At 43.9% G+C, this 19,048-nt stretch carries 18 protein-coding genes; 10 read left to right on the top strand and 8 right to left on the bottom strand.

Translation table 11 applies throughout. The features are described from left to right. Positions 1 to 16 precede the first annotated feature (16 nt). Entirely contained in the window at positions 17 to 676 is a 660-nt protein-coding gene (locus OCU90_RS17725) for a pyridoxamine 5'-phosphate oxidase family protein (RefSeq protein ID WP_061023215.1), read from the bottom strand. A gap of 90 nt (positions 677 to 766) precedes the next feature. Between OCU90_RS17725 and pdxR the strand changes: the two genes are divergently transcribed. Beyond that, entirely contained in the window at positions 767 to 2,224 is a 1,458-nt protein-coding gene (gene pdxR / locus OCU90_RS17730) for a MocR-like pyridoxine biosynthesis transcription factor PdxR (RefSeq protein ID WP_061023216.1), read from the top strand. Between the two features lie 46 nt (positions 2,225 to 2,270). Here the strand turns inward: pdxR and yjeH are convergent, their stop codons facing one another. Next, the gene (gene yjeH / locus OCU90_RS17735) at positions 2,271 to 3,539 is read right to left on the bottom strand and encodes an L-methionine/branched-chain amino acid transporter (protein ID WP_061023218.1); all 1,269 of its coding nucleotides are present in this window, start codon (positions 3,537 to 3,539) and stop codon (positions 2,271 to 2,273) included. 256 nt (positions 3,540 to 3,795) lie between these two features. Here yjeH and OCU90_RS17740 point away from each other — a divergent pair, with 256 nt between their 5' ends. From OCU90_RS17740 to OCU90_RS17750, 3 genes are all read left to right on the top strand, one after another. Then, entirely contained in the window at positions 3,796 to 4,257 is a 462-nt protein-coding gene (locus tag OCU90_RS17740; RefSeq protein ID WP_017082486.1) for an Lrp/AsnC family transcriptional regulator, read from the top strand. Next, complete coding sequence (locus tag OCU90_RS17745; RefSeq protein WP_061023221.1) at positions 4,251 to 5,171, top strand: LysR family transcriptional regulator; 921 nt, start codon at positions 4,251 to 4,253, stop codon at positions 5,169 to 5,171. Before OCU90_RS17740 ends, OCU90_RS17745 begins: the two co-directional genes overlap by 7 nt. A 127-nt stretch (positions 5,172 to 5,298) precedes the next feature. Then, a complete protein-coding gene (locus tag OCU90_RS17750; RefSeq protein WP_054543011.1) occupies positions 5,299 to 5,913 on the top strand; it encodes a LysE family translocator in 615 nt (204 codons plus the stop codon). Between the two features lie 131 nt (positions 5,914 to 6,044). Here OCU90_RS17750 and OCU90_RS17755 read toward each other — a convergent pair whose 3' ends face one another. Both OCU90_RS17755 and OCU90_RS17760 read right to left on the bottom strand, forming a co-directional pair. Further along, positions 6,045 to 7,208 (bottom strand): alpha/beta hydrolase, encoded by a 1,164-nt coding sequence (locus OCU90_RS17755; protein ID WP_061023223.1) that lies wholly within the window; start codon positions 7,206 to 7,208, stop codon positions 6,045 to 6,047. Positions 7,209 to 7,261: 53 nt separating this feature from the next. Beyond that, positions 7,262 to 7,492 (bottom strand): hypothetical protein, encoded by a 231-nt coding sequence (locus OCU90_RS17760; RefSeq protein ID WP_017061777.1) that lies wholly within the window; start codon positions 7,490 to 7,492, stop codon positions 7,262 to 7,264. A 273-nt stretch (positions 7,493 to 7,765) separates the two neighbouring features. Here OCU90_RS17760 and hcp point away from each other — a divergent pair, with 273 nt between their 5' ends. Further along, positions 7,766 to 9,427: a hydroxylamine reductase gene (gene hcp, locus OCU90_RS17765; protein WP_061023225.1), complete on the top strand. Its 1,662-nt coding sequence runs from the start codon at positions 7,766 to 7,768 to the stop codon at positions 9,425 to 9,427. Between the two features lie 119 nt (positions 9,428 to 9,546). Then, positions 9,547 to 10,626: an FAD-binding oxidoreductase gene (locus tag OCU90_RS17770; RefSeq protein ID WP_061023228.1), complete on the top strand. Its 1,080-nt coding sequence runs from the start codon at positions 9,547 to 9,549 to the stop codon at positions 10,624 to 10,626. A gap of 258 nt (positions 10,627 to 10,884) precedes the next feature. On the opposite strand, the gene OCU90_RS17775 is transcribed toward OCU90_RS17770, so the two are convergent. After that, the gene (locus OCU90_RS17775; RefSeq protein WP_017082482.1) at positions 10,885 to 12,321 is read right to left on the bottom strand and encodes a glyceraldehyde-3-phosphate dehydrogenase; all 1,437 of its coding nucleotides are present in this window, start codon (positions 12,319 to 12,321) and stop codon (positions 10,885 to 10,887) included. Between the two features lie 996 nt (positions 12,322 to 13,317). Here OCU90_RS17775 and OCU90_RS17780 point away from each other — a divergent pair. Then, complete coding sequence (locus tag OCU90_RS17780; RefSeq protein WP_061023229.1) at positions 13,318 to 15,909, top strand: ATP-binding protein; 2,592 nt, start codon at positions 13,318 to 13,320, stop codon at positions 15,907 to 15,909. Between the two features lie 32 nt (positions 15,910 to 15,941). Here the strand turns inward: OCU90_RS17780 and OCU90_RS17785 are convergent, their stop codons facing one another. From OCU90_RS17785 to OCU90_RS17795, 3 genes are all read right to left on the bottom strand, one after another. Then, positions 15,942 to 16,178, bottom strand: coding sequence for a hypothetical protein (locus OCU90_RS17785; RefSeq protein WP_061023231.1), 237 nt, complete (start codon positions 16,176 to 16,178; stop codon positions 15,942 to 15,944). Between the two features lie 164 nt (positions 16,179 to 16,342). Next, positions 16,343 to 16,969, bottom strand: a complete 627-nt coding sequence (locus OCU90_RS17790) for a D-Ala-D-Ala carboxypeptidase family metallohydrolase (RefSeq protein WP_004730047.1) — start codon at positions 16,967 to 16,969, stop codon at positions 16,343 to 16,345. Positions 16,970 to 17,167: 198 nt separating this feature from the next. Beyond that, the gene (locus OCU90_RS17795; RefSeq protein WP_004730049.1) at positions 17,168 to 17,482 is read right to left on the bottom strand and encodes a DUF496 family protein; all 315 of its coding nucleotides are present in this window, start codon (positions 17,480 to 17,482) and stop codon (positions 17,168 to 17,170) included. A gap of 195 nt (positions 17,483 to 17,677) precedes the next feature. Here OCU90_RS17795 and OCU90_RS17800 point away from each other — a divergent pair, with 195 nt between their 5' ends. The 3 genes from OCU90_RS17800 to OCU90_RS17810 all read left to right on the top strand — a co-directional run bounded on the left by OCU90_RS17800 (position 17,678) and on the right by OCU90_RS17810 (position 18,913). After that, entirely contained in the window at positions 17,678 to 17,878 is a 201-nt protein-coding gene (locus tag OCU90_RS17800) for a hypothetical protein (protein WP_004730052.1), read from the top strand. 63 nt (positions 17,879 to 17,941) lie between these two features. Then, positions 17,942 to 18,598, top strand: coding sequence for a YceH family protein (locus OCU90_RS17805; protein WP_061023233.1), 657 nt, complete (start codon positions 17,942 to 17,944; stop codon positions 18,596 to 18,598). Then, positions 18,599 to 18,913, top strand: a complete 315-nt coding sequence (locus OCU90_RS17810) for a GIY-YIG nuclease family protein (RefSeq protein WP_004730056.1) — start codon at positions 18,599 to 18,601, stop codon at positions 18,911 to 18,913. It begins immediately after the preceding gene. Positions 18,914 to 19,048 lie beyond the last annotated feature (135 nt).

A 19,048-nucleotide genomic window follows, 5' to 3' on the forward strand; every position in this document is an offset into this window, starting at 1 on the left:
TAACCATCTTTGTGTATCAATTCTGATACCAGCGCTCACCATAGGCTTGTTGGTAATCTGGTGTTTCAATGATGCCTTCTTGCTCTGGAACCGTTTCTAATGGCCCTACGATCGTTCGATAAGGTAATACGCCAGCCCATACTGGGATATCCATATCGGTATTATCATCATTCACGCCATGTTTACCAATCTTCACGGAGGCTTCCGTTAAAGGTATCGCCAATAGCTCGGTTGCGGTGAGCTCTTTCTCATTACTGAGCCTGACCTCATTGGTTCTGCCCGGCGCGATTTGCTCAATAAAAATATTCAACAAGCGATCCTTTTCTTGATTGTCATCGATGATTGAAAATGACCCCAATACCACAGCAGAACGATAATGCGCACTGTGATGAAATGCCGAACGGGCCAACACCCAACCATCGAACAAAGTGAACGTTAAGCAGGTTGGGTCTCCCTTTTTCAGACCTCTCAATAAGCGACTGTTTTTGGCCCCATGAATGTAGACCATGTCATCGACTCGCCACGCAAGCATCGGGATAACCATTGGCCCTTGTTCGCCTTGCAATGCAATGTGTGCGATTAAGCTCTCATCAATAATTTGGTGCAGTTTCTCTTGTTCAAATACGGCTTTGTGAGCCCCTTTTTTAATAGTGGTTCTTTTCGTGTTAGATAACATAATCGCTCCTTAATAATTGCCTTTTGATTAATGTAGCGATTAACTGGTCTATTAAATAGAGCCACTTTTAAACACTATTTGGATCCAGTTATGCAGCCTATTGATGTCGGTGATCTACAGTTAGACGAACAACACGACACGCGCCAAACCGCCTTGTTTCACGCGATCAGAGAGAAGATCGTTCAAGATTTATGGAGCAAGGGCAGTAAGTTACCTTCAACACGTAAGTTGGCTGTCGAGTTATCGGTGAGTCGAAATACAGTGATTTATGCGTACGAACAACTGGTCACCGAAGGCTATATCGAGAGTAAGCAAGGCTCAGGGTTTTATGTTTCGGTTGAACAACCAGAACACTTTCTAAGTTTGTCTAAGCCAAACAGTATTCAGGATCCGAAGGTCAAAAAAACAGTCAGTCAACCGAGTACAAACATCGCGACACCTAACGACATTAACCGCAGCTTTGCCCCCGGAGTTCCTGACTTAGATGCGTTCCCTTTTGCGAAATGGCAGAGGTTGCTGCAACGCCACTCTACACGTCAGAACATTGCGGGCAATCAAGAGGTTCAGGGAAGCTTGGCCTTGAGGGAAGCATTGAGCGGGTATCTTGCGAGTAGTCGCTCGGTTCACTGCAGTGCCGATAGAATCATCATCACCGCAGGTGCGCAGCAAGCCATCTCAATCGGTTTGATGGCGACGTTAGCGATGGGCGACAAAATCCTTGTGGAAGAGCCCGGCTATCGACAAGTGCATAAAATTATCGATCTGTTGAGGCTAGAGCTGGATGGTGTGAGTGTGCGTGAAAAGGTTGGGTTAGATATTGAAAAAGTGCTGTCCAGTAATGCTAAGGCTCTCTATGTCACGCCGAGTAACCAATACCCAATGGGCACGACCCTCAATACTGATCAACGCCTTAAACTGATTGGTTGGGCCAATCAACATCAGTCATGGATCATTGAGGATGATTACGACAGTGAGTTTCAGTTTGCTCATCGCCCTTATACCAGCATGCAAGGGTTAGCGGGAAAGTTAGGGTTCGATGATCGCATCATCTATGTCGGATCCCTGAGTAAGGTGATGTTCAATGGCTTGCGACTAGGTTATTTGGTGGTGCCAGAAAGTCTGGTGGCGAAGTGTTTTGAGATTAAAGATGCGCTCACGGGAGACACGGCGTCCCACACACAGGAAGCTTTGGCGGATTTTGTTCGCGAAGGCGACTTACTGCGTCATATTAGAAAGATGCGTCGGTCATACAAACTCAAGCATGAAGCGATGATAGAAGCGATTAAAAGTGAGTTTCATGGCGATCTTGAAGTGATTAGCCAAGCGGCAGGGCTACATGTGACCGTGAAGTGGTATCAAGGCATATCTGAACATGAGTGGAGCCGTAGAGCAGAGCTTGAAAATATCATCATTCGTCCTTTTGACTTTTATGAATATGGATCAAGTGATGCTCGTGATTGGAATGGGGCGGTGTTGGGGTTTGGAAATATCCGTTTGGCTGAGATAAAGCCGAAGATCAAACAGATCGCTCGGCTTTTTTATCAGTAATATTGGTAGGGCTTGCTTACAGTTTGTCGATTCATCATTAATCGAGTTATAACTTGTCGACAGAAACGGCTTTACCTTTACCTAGCCACTTACGCCAAGGGAGTGACAATGTCACAAAAATAGTGACGGCATAGAGCATCGACCAGCTTAAACAGATAAACACCAAGGTACAGATGACCAGTGAGAGCATGGCGGTGTATCTAGATGCGCCAGTCAGTAATCGGCAAGCCGCTAACATTGCAAGCAGATAAACCAGAACGAAAATACCGTTGGCGAGTTTAAGAAAGAATTCGAGATCGAGATTAGACAACTCACCAATCACACAAGAGATAAGCGCGACAAAGCCAATTGCTAAGGTTGGATAAAGTGGTACACCACGGCTATTGAGTTGAGCCATTCTACCTTCAGGACTGTGTTGGCGAGCCTGAGCCCATATCATGCGAGACAAGCTTTGTGTGTAAAGGTTTAGGCTAGCAAAACAAGCAAAGAAACCCAGCACACTGATGACGGTTTTGAAGCCATTACCAAACAGTTGTTCTGTTACCCACGGGATGGATGCAGCATCAAATTCAGGTGAACCATAAGCGCCTAGCTTGATAATAACCACCGAGCAAGCCCAGTACACTATGCCCGCAACGAAACACCCTGCAATGATTGCGATGGGAAAGTCACGCTGTGGATTTTTAAATTCTTCTCCCATGTGAGCAAAGGCTTCTATCCCGACAAAGCACCAAAACATCACCGCTAAGGCTGCGCCAATCGACCACATCGAATCGGACGTCATGGTCGGAACTGCGATGTCAGCTGCTGTGATGTCGGCTTTCCAAACAAAGGCGCTAACCAAGGCAAAAATCGACAAGGCAATCACTGTTTGTAAGCGGCCAGAAGACTTACTGCCCATCAAATTGACGGCAATAAGCAGAGCGACGGTAAAGGACTGCGCGCCAAGTGGTGTGTCGAGTGGCGCTGGTAACAGTTGTTGTGCAAAACCTCCAGCCAATGCAATCGCAGCCGGAATACCGACAGGAATAACACTCACAAACAACCAAGCCACGCTGGTTTCTAATTGCTCACTGAATGCTTGACGCACAAAATAGGCGGTGCCACCTGCATTGGGGTAGCGTTTTCCTAATGCGGCAAAGGTTAGTGCAATCGGGCAAATAGCGATAAACAGGATTAACCACGCGAGTAGTGACAACTGCCCTGCAATGCCTGCTGCGATGGCAGGGATCATAAATAATCCAGTGCCTAGCAAGGTAGTCGAGAGTTGTCCGATTCCTGAAATAAGCGTGATTTCTTGTTTGAGTTGTGTCATTCGCTCTCCTAGCTATTGGCTTATCATATCGGCCTTCTTGTGCCTGTCTTCTGATGTTTGGGTGATGCTATGAATGAGAGCATACATTGTCGACATCAATAATACAGCTAGCGAAACGTCTTAAGACACCGTCAATTTAACGGTTTTAACTTGATTAAGCGTGAAAGTGTCGGCTGTCATAATGGCTGTTATAAGTAGGAAAGTTGTGTCAAATTAGGCGTTATAAATAGAACAATAAATGGAAAGAATCAGAAGCATGGATAAATTTGATCGCCAAATTTTGGATATTCTCAAAACCAATGCACGATGCTCAGTGAGCGATATCGCCCGAGATGTCAGTCTCTCGCGTTCGGCGGTGAATGCCAGAATCAAGAAACTGGAAAGCGACAAAGTGATTACGGGTTATTGTGCACAAGTGGCAGAGCCCAATCAAACGAAGAATGTGTGCGCTTACATCTTGTTGAAGTTCGACATGTCGAGCAGCGACCATAGTTGTGAGTCTTACGCGACACGAATCCAGAGTATTGATGAGGTGCAATGGTGCCACTCTATTAGCGGTGAGACAGATATGATGCTTTATGTTGAAGTTGAAAGCATGGACCGTTTGAATCAAATCCGCGATCGGCTGCAAAGCTATCCAGAGCTTCGACACCTCATGACTCATACTGTCTTGACGGAGTTTTTTAACAAACAGAATGCGACGGTGCATTCATGTTAGGCAATATCAACTTAAACCTACTGCGCTCTCTGCATGTGCTTCTTGAAGAGTGTCATGTCAGTCGAACAGCTCAGCGTTTGCACATCACGCAGTCGGCGGTGAGCCGTCAACTGGCTCAGCTTAGAGATCTATGTGGTGATCCTTTGCTGGTTCGTGATGGTAACAAACTGGTTCCGACTAACCGTGCTTTGTTGCTCAAAGGTAAACTCGATGACTTGCTTGGAGAGTTCGACCACCTTTTAGACGATAAACCCTTTGAACCGCAAGACTGGCAGGGTGAACTGGTATTGTCTTCGAGTGACTATGTGGCTCAGTATATTCTTCCTGTTATTGTTGCAGAGGTGTCCGCCGAAGCCCCGAACATTAATTTGGCTTTCCGCTTGTGGCAGCCAAACTACCTTGAAGCTCTGAACGAGTCGGGTATTCATTTGGCTTCCAGTATGTTTCCCACAAAGCCAGAACAACTATCAAGCATTAAGCTTGGTGAAGATAAATCGGTGTGTTTGATGCGCAAGTCGCACCCATTAGCCCATCAATCGGCTTTGAGTGCAGAAGATATCGTCAGCTACTCTCACATCAAAGTGACAGGTGGCGGAGATAAAGACAGCTACGCGGACATAGCATTGAAGAAAAAAGGGCTTAAACGAAGAGTGGCTCTGCAGGTCCCGTTCTTTTCATCCGCAGGCACAGTGTTAATGCAAGATGACTATTTGATGATCGTGCCTGAACATATCGCCTATAACCTAGGTCGACACCTCGATACTACCTACTTTTCGTTGCCATTTGATACGGAAATGCACACCTATTGGTTAATGTGGCACCCTAAATATGACAACGACTCTGCCCACAAATGGGCGCGAGAAAAAGCATTCCAAGCGATGCAAAAGTCGAGTTACAATATCAGTATGACTTGAAATCATAGGTGTGATGATAATCTTTGATTTCAAATAATACCTTCTGCGAATTATGGTAAGTGCTAAGTATTGAGTATTAAGCAAAGAGCGTTCTGCTGGGGCGCTTTGTTTTACTAGGAATGGAATGATGACAGTAACAATTTGGTTTTCTTTATTAGCGATTTGCTTGTTGGGTGCAATGTCTCCGGGCCCAAGCTTGGCGATGATTGCAAAACACAGTCTGGCTGGTGGCCGTATGAACGGGCTTATCGCGGCTTGGTCTCACGCCGTAGGCATCGGTATTTATGCGTTCGCAACCATTGTTGGTTTAGCCGTTGTACTTGAGCAATCACCTATGTTGTTCAAAGGCATTAGTTTAGCGGGTGCAGCGTATCTGCTTTATCTCGGCGTGAATGCGTTGCGTTCGAAAGGTGGGGTTGCTGCGAAATTGGAGGCGGGTGAACAGATGAGTTACATGCAGTCTGCTCGCGAAGCTTTCTTGATCTCTATCTTGAGCCCAAAAATCGCGCTGTTCTTCATCGCTCTGTTTAGCCAATTTGTTGCGTTAGGTAATGAACTGACCAATCAAGTGATTATCGTATCAACACCGCTACTTGTAGACGGTTTATGGTACACATTTATCACCTTGGTGTTGTCTAGCCCTTTGATTGTTGAACGTATTCGCTCGAAAGCTCAGTTGATTGACCGATTGTCAGGTGTGGTGTTGATTCTGCTTGCTGTGCGTGTGGTGTGGATGATTTAGTCATCACTAGACCTTAAGATCTAAAACGGCTCACAAGAGATTATCTTGTGAGCCGTTTTTGTTTCTACTTATCTAAACGCTAAACGCTAAACGCTAAACGCTAAACGCTAACAGTTAACCGCTAAAAGAAGTTAGCCTGCTGAGTTTAGAACCGAGTCTAATTCTTTCATTGAGTCAGCAAAGTAAGGGTTATAGGTTAAACGTGCATGGTTTTTTCCATCTTCACGATATCCCCATGCTGAGTACCAAACTTCACTTGTCGCGTTGCACTCTTCTTCAAAACCTTCCTCTTGACCATTGGAGCAGATCTTCTCGCTACCATTGATTCCGTAATACGGATTGCTTGGCGAGAACAGTAAACCCATGTGAGAACCGTTCGAGATGCGTTGCTCCGGGAGCTTCATGCTGTACTGAACCGCTCGCGGATCATCGAGTGTCGTCTCACCTTGCCAGATCAACACATTGTTTGGGTTGGGCATCGATTCAGTAAACGCTTGTTGAACGAAACTGGTGTCAATCACGCTGTCGCCTTCACTCATTATAATAAACACCGGTTTATCGAAGTGCTTATCTTGTAAGTCATCACGAACGACTTCTGATGTCTCGTAGTAAACCGAGGCACCGTTCATTGGCAATGAGTTGTAACGCAACACGTTGTCTTCAGGATCTTGATCAGCCCAAGTGAAAAAGTAGCTTGCGAGCCCTGCGTATTGAACGGCAGACGAGCTTGGTTGAAACGCTGGAGAGAACAGCAGTAATCCGGAGATCTTTGGATCGTTCATCGCTTGCGAAGTGACGAGATTTGCGCCTGTTGAATAGCCGCCAAGCCAAACAGAATCATACTCTTGCTCAAGTAACTTGGTATGGTGAGCGACCACACCTTGCCAATCTTCTAAGCTCGGTTGCATTAGGTCACCCACACGACTGCCGTGACCCGGAAGCAATACAGTTCTCACTAAGTAACCTTGCTCAGCCAAATGGGTAGCGATGTCTTTAAACGAATAGGGTGAATCACCCAATCCATGGACCAATAACACTGCCTTGCCATTAGGTTCGGTAGGTTTGTATTCAGTCGGGGAGTTCAGTTGAATCTCAAGCTGCTTGTCTTTTGTCATGAACACGCGGTTTTTCAGCAGCCAATCTTGGGTGTCATTGACGTAGGCATCAAAGTTGTCTTGCTGATAGCTAGGCAAGTCTGGAGATGTTTCGTAAGCGGGTATAGTTGTCTCGTTGGAACAACCAACGAGACTTAAAGTCGTTAAGGCGAGCAGCGTTAGAATGGTATTTCTATGCATTTTTTAATGTTGTCTCTGTTGTGCTTTCACTATGTTTGAAACTTAAGTTTAGATTACTTTTTGCTTGAAAGGTCTTCGTATTCACCTTCAATAACACCGGCATCATTGGTTGATGACTGACGAGTGTTCATATGAGCTGCGAAACCTTGTTTCTTCATTTGATTCTGAATGCGCTTGCCAGTAATTAAAGCTGCAATAGCTAAAGGAATAGCAAGGATCAAGCTAGTGAATAACGCCAATAGGCCAGTAAACAACGCAACAATCGTAACTAATATATTTTTCATATTCATTCCTCTTTTTCTATGTTGTTACTATATCGCTTCTATTCTGAACGAAACATGAACACCACCAAATAATTCTAGAGAGTCACTATGACACAGGTGTGTGTGGATTGAGAGTTTATATGTAGTCATAATCACGCACTAAAATAAGGGAATAAAGCTAAGTTTAATAAAATCAATTAGTTAAAAGTTGGCACGGTTGATGCTCTATAGGGTTTGGAATAAGTCACTGTAAGCAAAGTACTTACAGTTAACTAAAATATTACTGGAGCCCTTATGTTCTGTATTCAATGTGAACAAACAATTCAAACCCCAACCGTAAAAGGCTGTTCTTTCGCACAAGGTATGTGTGGTAAAACATCGGAAGTATCCGACCTTCAAGACGTGTTGGTGCATTCTCTGCAAGGTGTTTCTTTCTGGGCCAATTTAGGCCGCGCTTGTGATGTTATTGATACTGAAATTGACGAATGGGCACCAAAAGCGTTCTTCGCAACACTGACTAACGTTAACTTCGACCCTGCTCGTATTATCGAGTTCGCACAACAATCTAACGAGTTTAAGCAGCGTTTAGAGCAACAGGTACGTGCGGCTGCTACGTTGATCGGTTTTGAAATCCCAGCACTTTCGGCTGCTGCGCAATTCGATCTTCCTACAGATTCTTCAGAGCTATTGGCGCTTGCCCCTCAAGCTGCGGTAAACCGTGGTCACGACTCTCAACATGAAGATGTGATTGGTCTTCGCCTTCTTTGCCTATACGGTCTAAAAGGTGCGGCAGCCTACATGGAGCACGCTCGTGTTCTTGGTCAAACTGACAATGCTATCTTTGCCGAATACCATGAAATCATGGCTTTCTTAGGTACTGACCCATCTGACCTAAAACAACTGCTAGATACGTCTATGCAGATTGGCTTGATGAACTACAAAGTTATGGAAATGCTGGATAAAGGTGAGACAGATACATTTGGTCACCCTCAACCAACAACCGTGAACGTGAAGACTAAGAAAGGCCACTGTATTCTTGTTTCTGGTCACGACTTGCATGATCTAGAAAAGATCCTTCAACAAACTGAAGGCAAGGGCATCAACGTTTACACTAACGGTGAGATGCTACCTGCACACGGTTACCCTGAACTGAACAAGTACCCACATCTTGCGGGTAACTACGGCAGCGCTTGGCAGAACCAGCAAAAAGAATTCGCTAACTTCCCTGGTGCCATCGTAATGACATCTAACTGCTTACTTAACCCAGATGTAGGCTCATACGCTGATCGTCTATTTACGCGTAGCATCGTCGGCTGGCCTGGTGTTGATCACCTTGAAGGCGATGATTTCAGTGCGGTAATCGACTGTGCTCTTGCGCAAGAAGGCTTCAAACATGACGAGATCGAGCAAATGATCACTGTCGGTTTTGGTCGTAACGCACTGATGGAAGCGGCACCTGCGGTTATTGAGCAAGTGAAAGAAGGCAACATCAAACACTTCTTCCTAGTCGGTGGTTGTGACGGTGACAAATCTGAACGTAGCTACTACACAGACTTCACAGCTCAAGCGCCAGAAGATTCAGTAATCCTGACATTGGCATGTGGTAAATTCCGTTTCAACAAAAACCAATTCGGTGACATTAACGGTATCCCACGTCTGTTAGATGTTGGCCAATGTAACGATGCTTACTCAGCGATTCAGCTTGCTATCGCACTGTCTCAAGAGTTTGATTGTGGTATCAACGAACTTCCGTTAACGCTAGTTCTATCTTGGTTCGAGCAAAAAGCGATCGTTATCCTGCTTACCCTGTTCGCTCTTGGTGTGAAAGGTATTTACACGGGCCCAACAGCGCCAGCTTTCCTAACAGAAAACCTATTAAAGATTATGCAAGACGAGTTCGATATGCGTTCTATCTCAACGCCAGAGCAAGATCTTAAAACAATCTTAGCGGCTTAATTTAAGCCAACTCTAAGCCCCGTTGTTGTGACGTTTTTCTAAAACAGACAACGGCGGGGCTTTTTCGATTTAAATCTTTAGTCATTTAATCATCTAGTCATTAGCAAGGTACACGAACTATGTATGCATGGTCGGATAGCGATTCAATCAATTTAGTGTGTTTAAAGAAATGGCACGAGACGCCAGATACGGTCAGCTTTGAGCTTGGCAGCGTTCCACAAGACTTACATTTCAACTTTAAGCCAGGGCAATTTATTACTCTGGGTTTGGATATGCCGGCGAAAACGGATTACCGTGCTTATTCTGTAGCGTCTTGCCCTGAAGATAACCGCCTGAAGCTGACGGTAAAGCGTGTGGAAGGTGGCTTGGTTTCGAACTTTATTGTTGATGAACTTGATGAAGGTGATGAGGTTTCTGTATTGAAGCCTGCTGGTGCGTTTAACTGTATTGATTGCATGCCAACGGCGACAAAGAAAGTAACGCTAGTGAGCGCGGGTTGCGGTATCACTCCGGTGATGGCGATGGCAAAGTATTGGTTGGCTCAAGGCAGTGATGTTGAAATCGATTTTGTTCACATGGCACGTAATCGACGCGAGACCATCTACTTTGAAGAGCTCAACCAACTCGATGAGACACACGCTAACTTTAACCTTAAGTTGCTTCTGAAAGACAGTGAAGGAACAACTGCTCCCCAAGGTCGTCTAGACAAGAGCTGGTTGGTAACACTCAGCCCAGATATTTTAGACAGAACCGTATACTTGTGTGGGCCGGTTAGCTTTATGCAAGACATAGAAAACTACCTGAAAGAACTTGAGTTCAACATGGATAACTTCTACCAAGAAAGTTTTACTCCCGCGACTCAAAGTAATAATTCACTAGCCCATAGCAATACTGCTTCAGAAGAACCACAAACAGAAGCGTCAGCAGATTCAAATGGCGCCGTTAAGGTGTTTGTTCCTGCATTTGGCGCAGAAGTTGAAGCAGAAGCGGGAACCCCATTGGCGGATTCATTAGAAAAAGCAGGTGTTCCGATTATTATTGCTTGTCGCAGTGGGATTTGTGGTTCGTGTAAGTGTAAAGTAACCAAAGGTTCGGTGGAATCAAGCAGCCAAGAAACATTGACGCCAGAACAGATTGAGCAAGGTTATGTACTCGCGTGTTCGAGTGCGATTCAGTCAGATGTTGAGGTTGAGTTGTAACAGATGTGAAGCTTTCCAAGAGTGACGAGGATAAAGTTCTTGTCATAGCGATAAAAGTTAGCTTGCCAGATGTAAAAAGGCCACTTAGATCAGATAGAGAGAGCAGATCTAAGTGGCAACCTTCCTGTTTATACGGGGGAGTAAAACAAGAAGGGTTGCAAAGCCCATTACAGACCTCGCAGATATAATTATTATGTTGTGGAGCTGGTTACCTAAAACTGTTTATAGAATCTAAGCAATTTACAGGCTCTAAGCAGTTTATACTTCAGGGTAAGTCTTGTAGCGCACACCCATCATTTGTTCCATACAGTGAACAACCTGACAGCTGTAGCCAAACTCGTTGTCGTACCAAATATACAGAACAGCACGGTTGTCTTGTGCGATAGTCGCAACACCGTCAACCACACCAGGGTGGCGAGAGCCAACCAAATCCGTCGATACAATCTCAGTCGAATCTGTGTAATCAATTTGTGCAGACAGAGAAGAAGACAGCGCCATTTCACGCAGGTACTCGTTTAACTCTTCTTTGTTTGTGCCTTTCTCAAGGTTTAGGTTTGCTACTGCCATTGAAACATTTGGCGTAGGTACGCGAATCGCATTACCTGTTAGCTTACCTTCCATTTCTGGCATCGCTTTTGATACCGCTTTAGCAGCACCAGTCGATGTCAGTACCATATTCAATGATGCAGCACGACCACGACGGTCTCCTGAGTGGAAGTTATCGATTAGGTTTTGGTCATTGGTAAATGAGTGAACCGTTTCAATGTGACCAGACAGTACGCCGAATTTGTCGTGAACCGCTTTCAATACTGGCGTGATTGCGTTTGTCGTACAGCTTGCAGCAGAGATGATCGTGTCTTCTGGTTGAATGACAGTCTCGTTCACACCAAATACGACGTTCTTGATGTCGCCTTTGCCTGGCGCAGTCAGTAGTACTTTCTTCGCACCGTTACATGCAACGTGTTGGCTTAGGCCTTCAGCGTCACGCCATACGCCAGTGTTATCAACCACAAGTGCATTTTCAATACCGTAAGTCGTGTAATCCACTTCTTCTGGCTTGTTTGCGTAGATAACTTGAATGAAGTTGCCGTTTACGATGATTGCTTTACGTTCTTGGTCAACTACGATACTGCCGTTGAACTGGCCGTGAACAGAGTCACGACGAAGTAGGCTAGCACGCTTTTCTAGGTCGCCGTCTTTGCCACCACGTACAACGATTGCACGTAAACGAAGTGGGTAACCTGGGCCACTTTTCTCGATCAATAGACGAGTTAGCAGTCGGCCAATACGACCAAAACCGTACAATACAACGTCACGAGGTTCTGTCATTGCATCGCCTTGAAGCGATTCTACAAGTGCAGTTTGTAGAAAATCATCCAGCCCGTGAGTGTCTTCGCGATCTTGCCAGAATGCATGGGCAAGGCGACCAACATCAATACGACATGGAGATAAGTCCATAGAGAGAAGGTGTTGAATGATTGGTTGAGTCTGTTCTGCTGTAAGAGGAGAACCAGTGTAACGTTTTGCGATACGGTGAGCTTTGATGATGTCGATAGTTGTCGCGTTAACCAGGGTCTTACCGAAGAGGATAACTTCTACGCCTTTTTGACGGTATAACTGACCTAAAGTTGGAGCGATGGATTCAGCAATAGTTTGACTAGTTTGCCAGTCTAGGAGGTGCTTTTCGGGACTCATCTTTACTCGGGACCTTTCACGTTAAGTTTCTGCATTCATGGCGGTTGTAGGGAAGCCAATCAGCATAGGGGATTTGAGGCATCAGGCTGTGGTCTTTATTGCCACTTAAATGTGCTTGATATGCCTTGTGTGCAACTTGTAATTTTTATGTGGCAGGATTGTAAGGTACGACGGGTTATTCTGCTAGGAAAAATAAATGCAGACAAATTATCTGTAAGTTGGCTTTATATTAGCCATAAATCAAGTTTTCAGTGTCGATAAAGGCTATTGACTTTAACAATCTGTAGCACTTATTTTTCGACAAAAAATACTCAAATCAAAATATTATATGTAATAACAGTCATAGTGATCATTAAAGGTGTGATCGTTAGCTCAAGTTACACGTAAACAGTAAACGACAAATAAGGTGATCAATGCGTTTTCTTGTTCGACCTTTGAATACGCCGAATTCGAGTGCGAAAAGTGCATGACGCAAACGATTGGATCTCACAAATTTCACTTAACTTCGGTGTTTGTTGGTTTATAGAGTCATTACTCCCAACCTTGTGGAGCAGAGAAGCGTGGCCGTTTGCTTATTATGCGAGTGATAATAACTGGATAAAGCTTGCTTCGTTAAACTTCACTTGTTCATACCTCGTTTGTATACAGCTCTCTCATCTATACTCCTCCTGTTTAAACATCTTGTGTTTAGATCTCGCGTGTTTAAAGCACACTTGTTTAAAGCACAACTGTTTAAAGCATATTTGTTTTAACTTTATCTGTTTAAGTAACAGCCCCCCTTTAAAGCCTAAACATGGAGGTAAGTTGATCATAATTTACCGTTCTGGGCTCAGAGTATCGTTTGTTCATATCCAATTTGATCAATAAGTCCTGTTAATGTCCTATTCTTAACTTGGGCTAGGTAAAATTACTTTCGGGAAGGGAGTCGTTATAAAAATGATAAACATGTCAATTAGATGGCGTCTTATATTTCTTTCCACGGTTTCTGTATTCATCATGTTTGGTTTTACAGTCAATGAAGTGCTCAAGAACGATAAGAAGATGAATCACCTTGAAACAACTCGTATTAAGGTTGAAGCGCTTCAATCTTTTAATACCGTTTCAAGCGATGCTTATCGATGGTTGGTTCTGTCTAATGACTCTCCAGAGAAAGAGCTGCTGCTTTTAAAGCTGCAAGCTGATGTAGCTAGACTCGCTCAGTACGAGAAACAGCTTCGACAGTTCGACAGCAATTGGACTGTTGAACCACAGTTGGTTGAGCTTAAGAGTGTGTTAGCGAAACTCGCTCGCGTAACCTCCAGTATGAACAATGACGCATCACAAATTACGGACAACAACACGCAACTGACAGAGCAGGCCTTCGACTTGCTAAAAGGCGTGTTAATGGAGCTATCTGAGTATCGCATTAACATCGTGGACGAAAAGATCAGTCAAGCTGACGCGATGTTTATTAATCTTACTCACTACGTGTTTTGGACTCAGCGAGAAGCGTGGTTGAGCTACCGCTTGTATCGTTCTCCAGAGCTGATAGATCAATATTTATTGAGTTATGTTGGTGCTTTAGAAAGGCAGCAGCAGTTATTAGATACGTTTTTCCGTTCTGGAAGCCGTTCGCCTGAAATTAGAAAGCTATTAAGTACGTTTTCTAAAGATGATTTTCAAAACCGTTTTACAGCTCGAATCCTCAAAGGTGATTTCTCGTCGTCTGAAATATATGAATATGTGGAAGGTTTAGAACGAAAGAAGTTAGCGATTTCAAAGGCAGTGGGTGCTTACACTAAGCAATTACAGTTTGATCTGACCAAAAATATAGCACTGCAAAAAAGGCAAACCTTGGTTATGACATTGCTTATTCTTGTCGTGTCAGGTGTGTTGTTATGGCTTGGTGTAGCGACATCTCTTCGCTTAAATCGAAACCTATCGATTATTTTGCAAGGGGTATCTGAATGCGCGGATAGCTACGGCAAGCCCAAGGTCATTCATATTCAAGGCAACGATGAACTTGCCGAGTTCACTGAAACTCTGAATCGAGTGATGGAGCGCAACTATCAACATAACAAAGAGTTAGTAGAAGCAAAGGAAGATGCAATTTCGGCTAACAAGGCCAAGAGCGCATTTTTAGCCAATATGTCCCATGAGATACGTACACCACTCAACGGGATTATTGGGATGGCTGAGATCTTATCTCAAAGCCAACTGAGCGCGAATCAACAAGAAGTGTTAGGAGACATCGAATCGTCTTCTCACTCATTACTGGTTCTGCTTAATGACATTCTTGACCTGTCCAAAATCGAGTCGGGCAACTTAATGCTATCGCCACACAATGCTGATCTGAGAGAGGCGGTTTACGACTCAGTAAGTGTGATTTTATCCAAAGCGATAAGTAAAGATATCGAACTCGACATCAATATCGATTCCCAAACTCCACCGCAGCTGTTTTTCGATGAGTACCGTGTGAGACAAGTACTAACCAATTTGCTGTCTAACGCCATCAAGTTTACGGCAAAGGGCACGATTACGACGGACATTGCATACACACCTATGTCTTTGGGTAGAGGCAAGCTGGAATGCAGTGTGTCTGATACTGGAATTGGGATTGAGCCAGAGAAGCTAGAGTCCATATTTGAACCTTTCACTCAAGAAGATGGCAGCATTACTCGCCAATTCGGTGGGACAGGGTTAGGCCTTGCGATTTGTCGACAGCTTGTTGATTTGATGGGGGGTTACATTACCGCGCGTTCAGTGAAAGGAGAGGGCTCAACGTTCACTTTTTGTTTGTATGTCGACACTGTCGAAACTCATGTTCAAACCTTCGACAACCTAAGCCGTGCGACTATTATCTCGAATTCTTTCAATTACCTCGATCAACTGGTCAAAGAGTGTGAACGCTTAAATGTTCGACCCAATGTTGTGTCATCCATTTCGGATCTTGATGAAAACCTGAAAGAAAGTGACTTCATACTTTATTGTCATACGCTGCATCACTCCATGGATAAAGATCTTGCGACGCTAAAGGCGTTATACCCTTTAGCTCGCGTTATCGTGTGTCAGCATCATCTCTTTAAAACCAATCTAATCACAGAAACGGTTCACTCAACTCATACATTGCCATTCTTGGGTCGACGATTCTTAAACAGCTTACAATCGCTCGATATCGGTGAAGAACAAGCGCCGACGGTGGAAGCAAAAGATGAAGAGGTTCGTTCTCTGAACCGACGTATTCTGATTGTTGAAGATAACCTAATGAATCAGAAGATAGCGAGCTTCTTTCTTGAGCAAGCGGGCTATGAATATTTGATTGCCAGTAATGGCCAAGAAGCGGTGGATGTCATCACTCAAGGCGCTCAGTTTGATGCTATCTTAATGGATTGCATGATGCCTGTTATGGATGGAATAACGGCGACCCGTGCGATTCGACAGTGGGAGAGTGACCAACAAGCCGCACCATTACCCATCATTGCTTTAACCGCTAGTGTGCTGGAAGAAGACATCAAAGATTGCTTTGAAGCGGGCATGAATGCCTACTTGCCGAAACCTTATAAATCCCACCAACTGTATGACCTTTTCAGTAGCCTTGATATTGTCTAACTGGCTCATTATCAAGGCTAGCACTGTACGATTTAGCGAACTTCTAACCCAAGGTTGTATTGCGCAAGGCAGCTACCGACATAACTAATCTTTAGTAATGCAGCCACTAAGATCGTGCTGATGTGTGCGACAATTTGAATTGGCAGTGAGAAGTGATCGGCCATAGGATAAGCAACAATAATACTGAGTAGCATAAGCAAGGCGGTGGTTGCTAGACTGAAGTTTGAAACAGAAAGTAGCGTTTGAAAGCGTTGAGTCATCGTCTTCATATTGAATTCCTAATTGCTATTAATAATTATGATACTCGTTATCAATAGCAATTAGCGTTCCAGTTTTATTTTAATCATTAAATCAATTGGTTAAAGTGTATTGTCAACTGTTTGAGTCATAATGACTCCGGCATCTACCGAGTCTTTATGACTCTGATGTGTAGTTACCACTGTCTAAATCCGCAAGTATCGATGTGGAATCGAACACCAGAATACAAACCCAGCCCAACATTATTTTTTTGCCCAAATTCAGCATGAATCTTTTTAAGTTTCACGTGTAGATCTTCGCGAGTAATATCATTCGCAGGTACTAAGTCTAAGGCGCAGAATTCCAAGTGTTTACTTCGCAGTGCGCCGCCAGCTTGTTGATTGTAGATATTGGTTCGCTCTCCGGACACAGGGATAACAACGCCAATTTCAGGCTCAATATATTGTTGTATGTACTTAAGGGTATTGATCATGTTTGGCACATGTTTCTTATTGGGAAGGGTGAACAGGGTCGTATTACTCATTGCCCAATCCGTGCCTTGCAACAAGACTAAATGCAGAGGCATGCTCTGAGTGATGCCGTTGTCTTTGAGTTGTTGACCGATCGCTTTGACTTGATCTTGGGCGTGGTTAAGGAGCATCCAACCTCGAAATGCTGATCGGGTCGGAACCTTGTAGCCATGAACATCGACCACGAGATCGTCATAAGTGATTTCGGTTTCTTCGGTATAAAGTTTCTCAAATTTTTCAGGGTAGGGTTGTGTCGTTGATAACGCCAAGGTAATCAGAATACTTCCGTACATAAAGTCTCTCCATCGCTAGTGTACACTCGTTATTTAGTTTGATACTGCTGTTGAGTTTCATTCATTTTGCTTAGTTACGCTTAAGTCTAGACGGTTAGGTTTAGATGCTTAAGTATAGACGCTGGAGTTTAGGTACAAAAAAACCCACTACTAAGAGTGGGTTACTAACATTGTTACAAGTAAATTAGCGAGGTTAGATTACTTCTTACCTTGAGTTTGCTTGTCTTCTTCTGTTAGTTCACGAATGCGGCGGCTGATGTCGCGACGAGCTTTAGAGATCTCTGCACTCTTGATGATGTGATCATCAACGCGGTCTTCGTAGTCAGCTTTCATGTTTTTGATAATGCCTAAGATCTCGTCGTGAGTCATCTCTGGCTTGATGTAATCAAGTAGGTTATCAAGAAGGTCGACACGCTTGCGGTTGTCGCGAACTTTCTTTTCGTTGTCTAAAAGTTCACGCTTAAGTTTGTTCTTACGTCGTGCTTGGTTAACAATTTCAAATACGCTGCTCATAGATTCCTTTTCCTAATCGTCAAATACGTTGTCTGGTTCTGATTAAAGCACATCAGTTAGTGTTGTAACAGTCTTTAGATCAAAGCAAAAGTAAGGTTGTATAATTATTCGGCACTCTCGCTAAAGTGCGATTGTTTTTATCTAACTGTTCAAGTTAGTATCCAGTATAGACACGGCATTGATACGAAATGTGAAATGAATCAACAACAACTGGAAACAGAAGATTTGGGCGACGATGTCACTGAACCTTCGGCAGAGCAAAACAAGCTTCGTGATGCGTATGTACAAGAACGTACTTATTTGGAAGTCGTGGAAATAGAGCTAAATCGTTCTAAGATCATAATGATTGATGAACAAGGCAGAAAGAAACGAGTACCGATTTTGTCTGAGCATTAGCCATTACTGGCTGCATTGTTAAATGTTGAGATGGAATTATCAAAATAATAAAAAGGAAAAACGATGAACACAGTACTTTCCCCAATTGAAGCGAGAATTATCGGTTGCTTGATCGAGAAAGAAGTCACTACCCCGGATCATTACCCGTTAACGTTAAACAGCTTAACGACTGCATGTAACCAAAAGAGTAACCGTGAGCCAGTTCTCTCTCTGTCTGAGTCGGACGTTTTAGATGCGGTTGATGGTTTGATAGCTCGCCGCATGGTGAGTGATGAGAGCAGCTTCAATAGCCGTGTTAATAAGTATCAGCATCGTTTCTGTAATACTGAATTTGGGGATTTGCAATTTACAGAGCAAGAGCGCGCAATCATCTGCTGTATGCTGCTTCGCGGGGCGCAAACTCCTGGCGAACTGCGCACTCGTACTGGTCGTCTTGCTAATTTTAGTGATGTGAAAGAGGTTGAAGCGACACTCGATAAATTAGCCGTAAGAGAAGCGGGTGCTTTAGTCGTGAAGCTACCACGTGAAGCGGGTAAACGTGAATCACGCTACCAGCACTTATTGAGTGGTGAAGTGGATGTTGAAGCGTTTGCGACGGCATCGGTAAGTACGGCTGCTCCCTCTGCGACAAGCGAAAAGTTTGAAGAGCTTGAATCAGAAGTCGCAAGCCTACGTGAAGAAGTGGCAGAGCTTAAGGCTCTGGTTGAATCACTGCTTTAGATGTCTGAGTCTGATAAAAATGCGGATTGGGTCGTGTACTTAATCCGCAATCGTCACAATGCCCTTTATTGTGGCGTGACGAATAATTTAGAGCGTCGATTTGAACAACATCAAACGGGTAAAGGTGCCAAAGCGTTAAAAGGTAAAGGCCCACTTAAGCTAGTTTGGAGTTTTGGTGTTGGATCAAAAAGTGAGGCGTTGAAAACCGAATACGCGATCAAACAACTACCAAAATCTCGCAAAGAAAAATTGGTATCACTCAAACTAATTATTGAGTGGCAACAAGACAGAATTCAATATATCGAAGTCTCATAATTCATAGCTAAAATGTTTGTTATTGATTAAATCTTAATAATGTAATGGACTATAATAAATCAATATAAGCCTATGAATTTTAACGGTAATCACTCTTGCTATGAATGAGCTTAAATCATCGTTGAACTCGTTGTT

Source organism: Vibrio splendidus, from assembly GCF_024347615.1.
Lineage (GTDB): Bacteria > Pseudomonadota > Gammaproteobacteria > Enterobacterales > Vibrionaceae > Vibrio > Vibrio splendidus.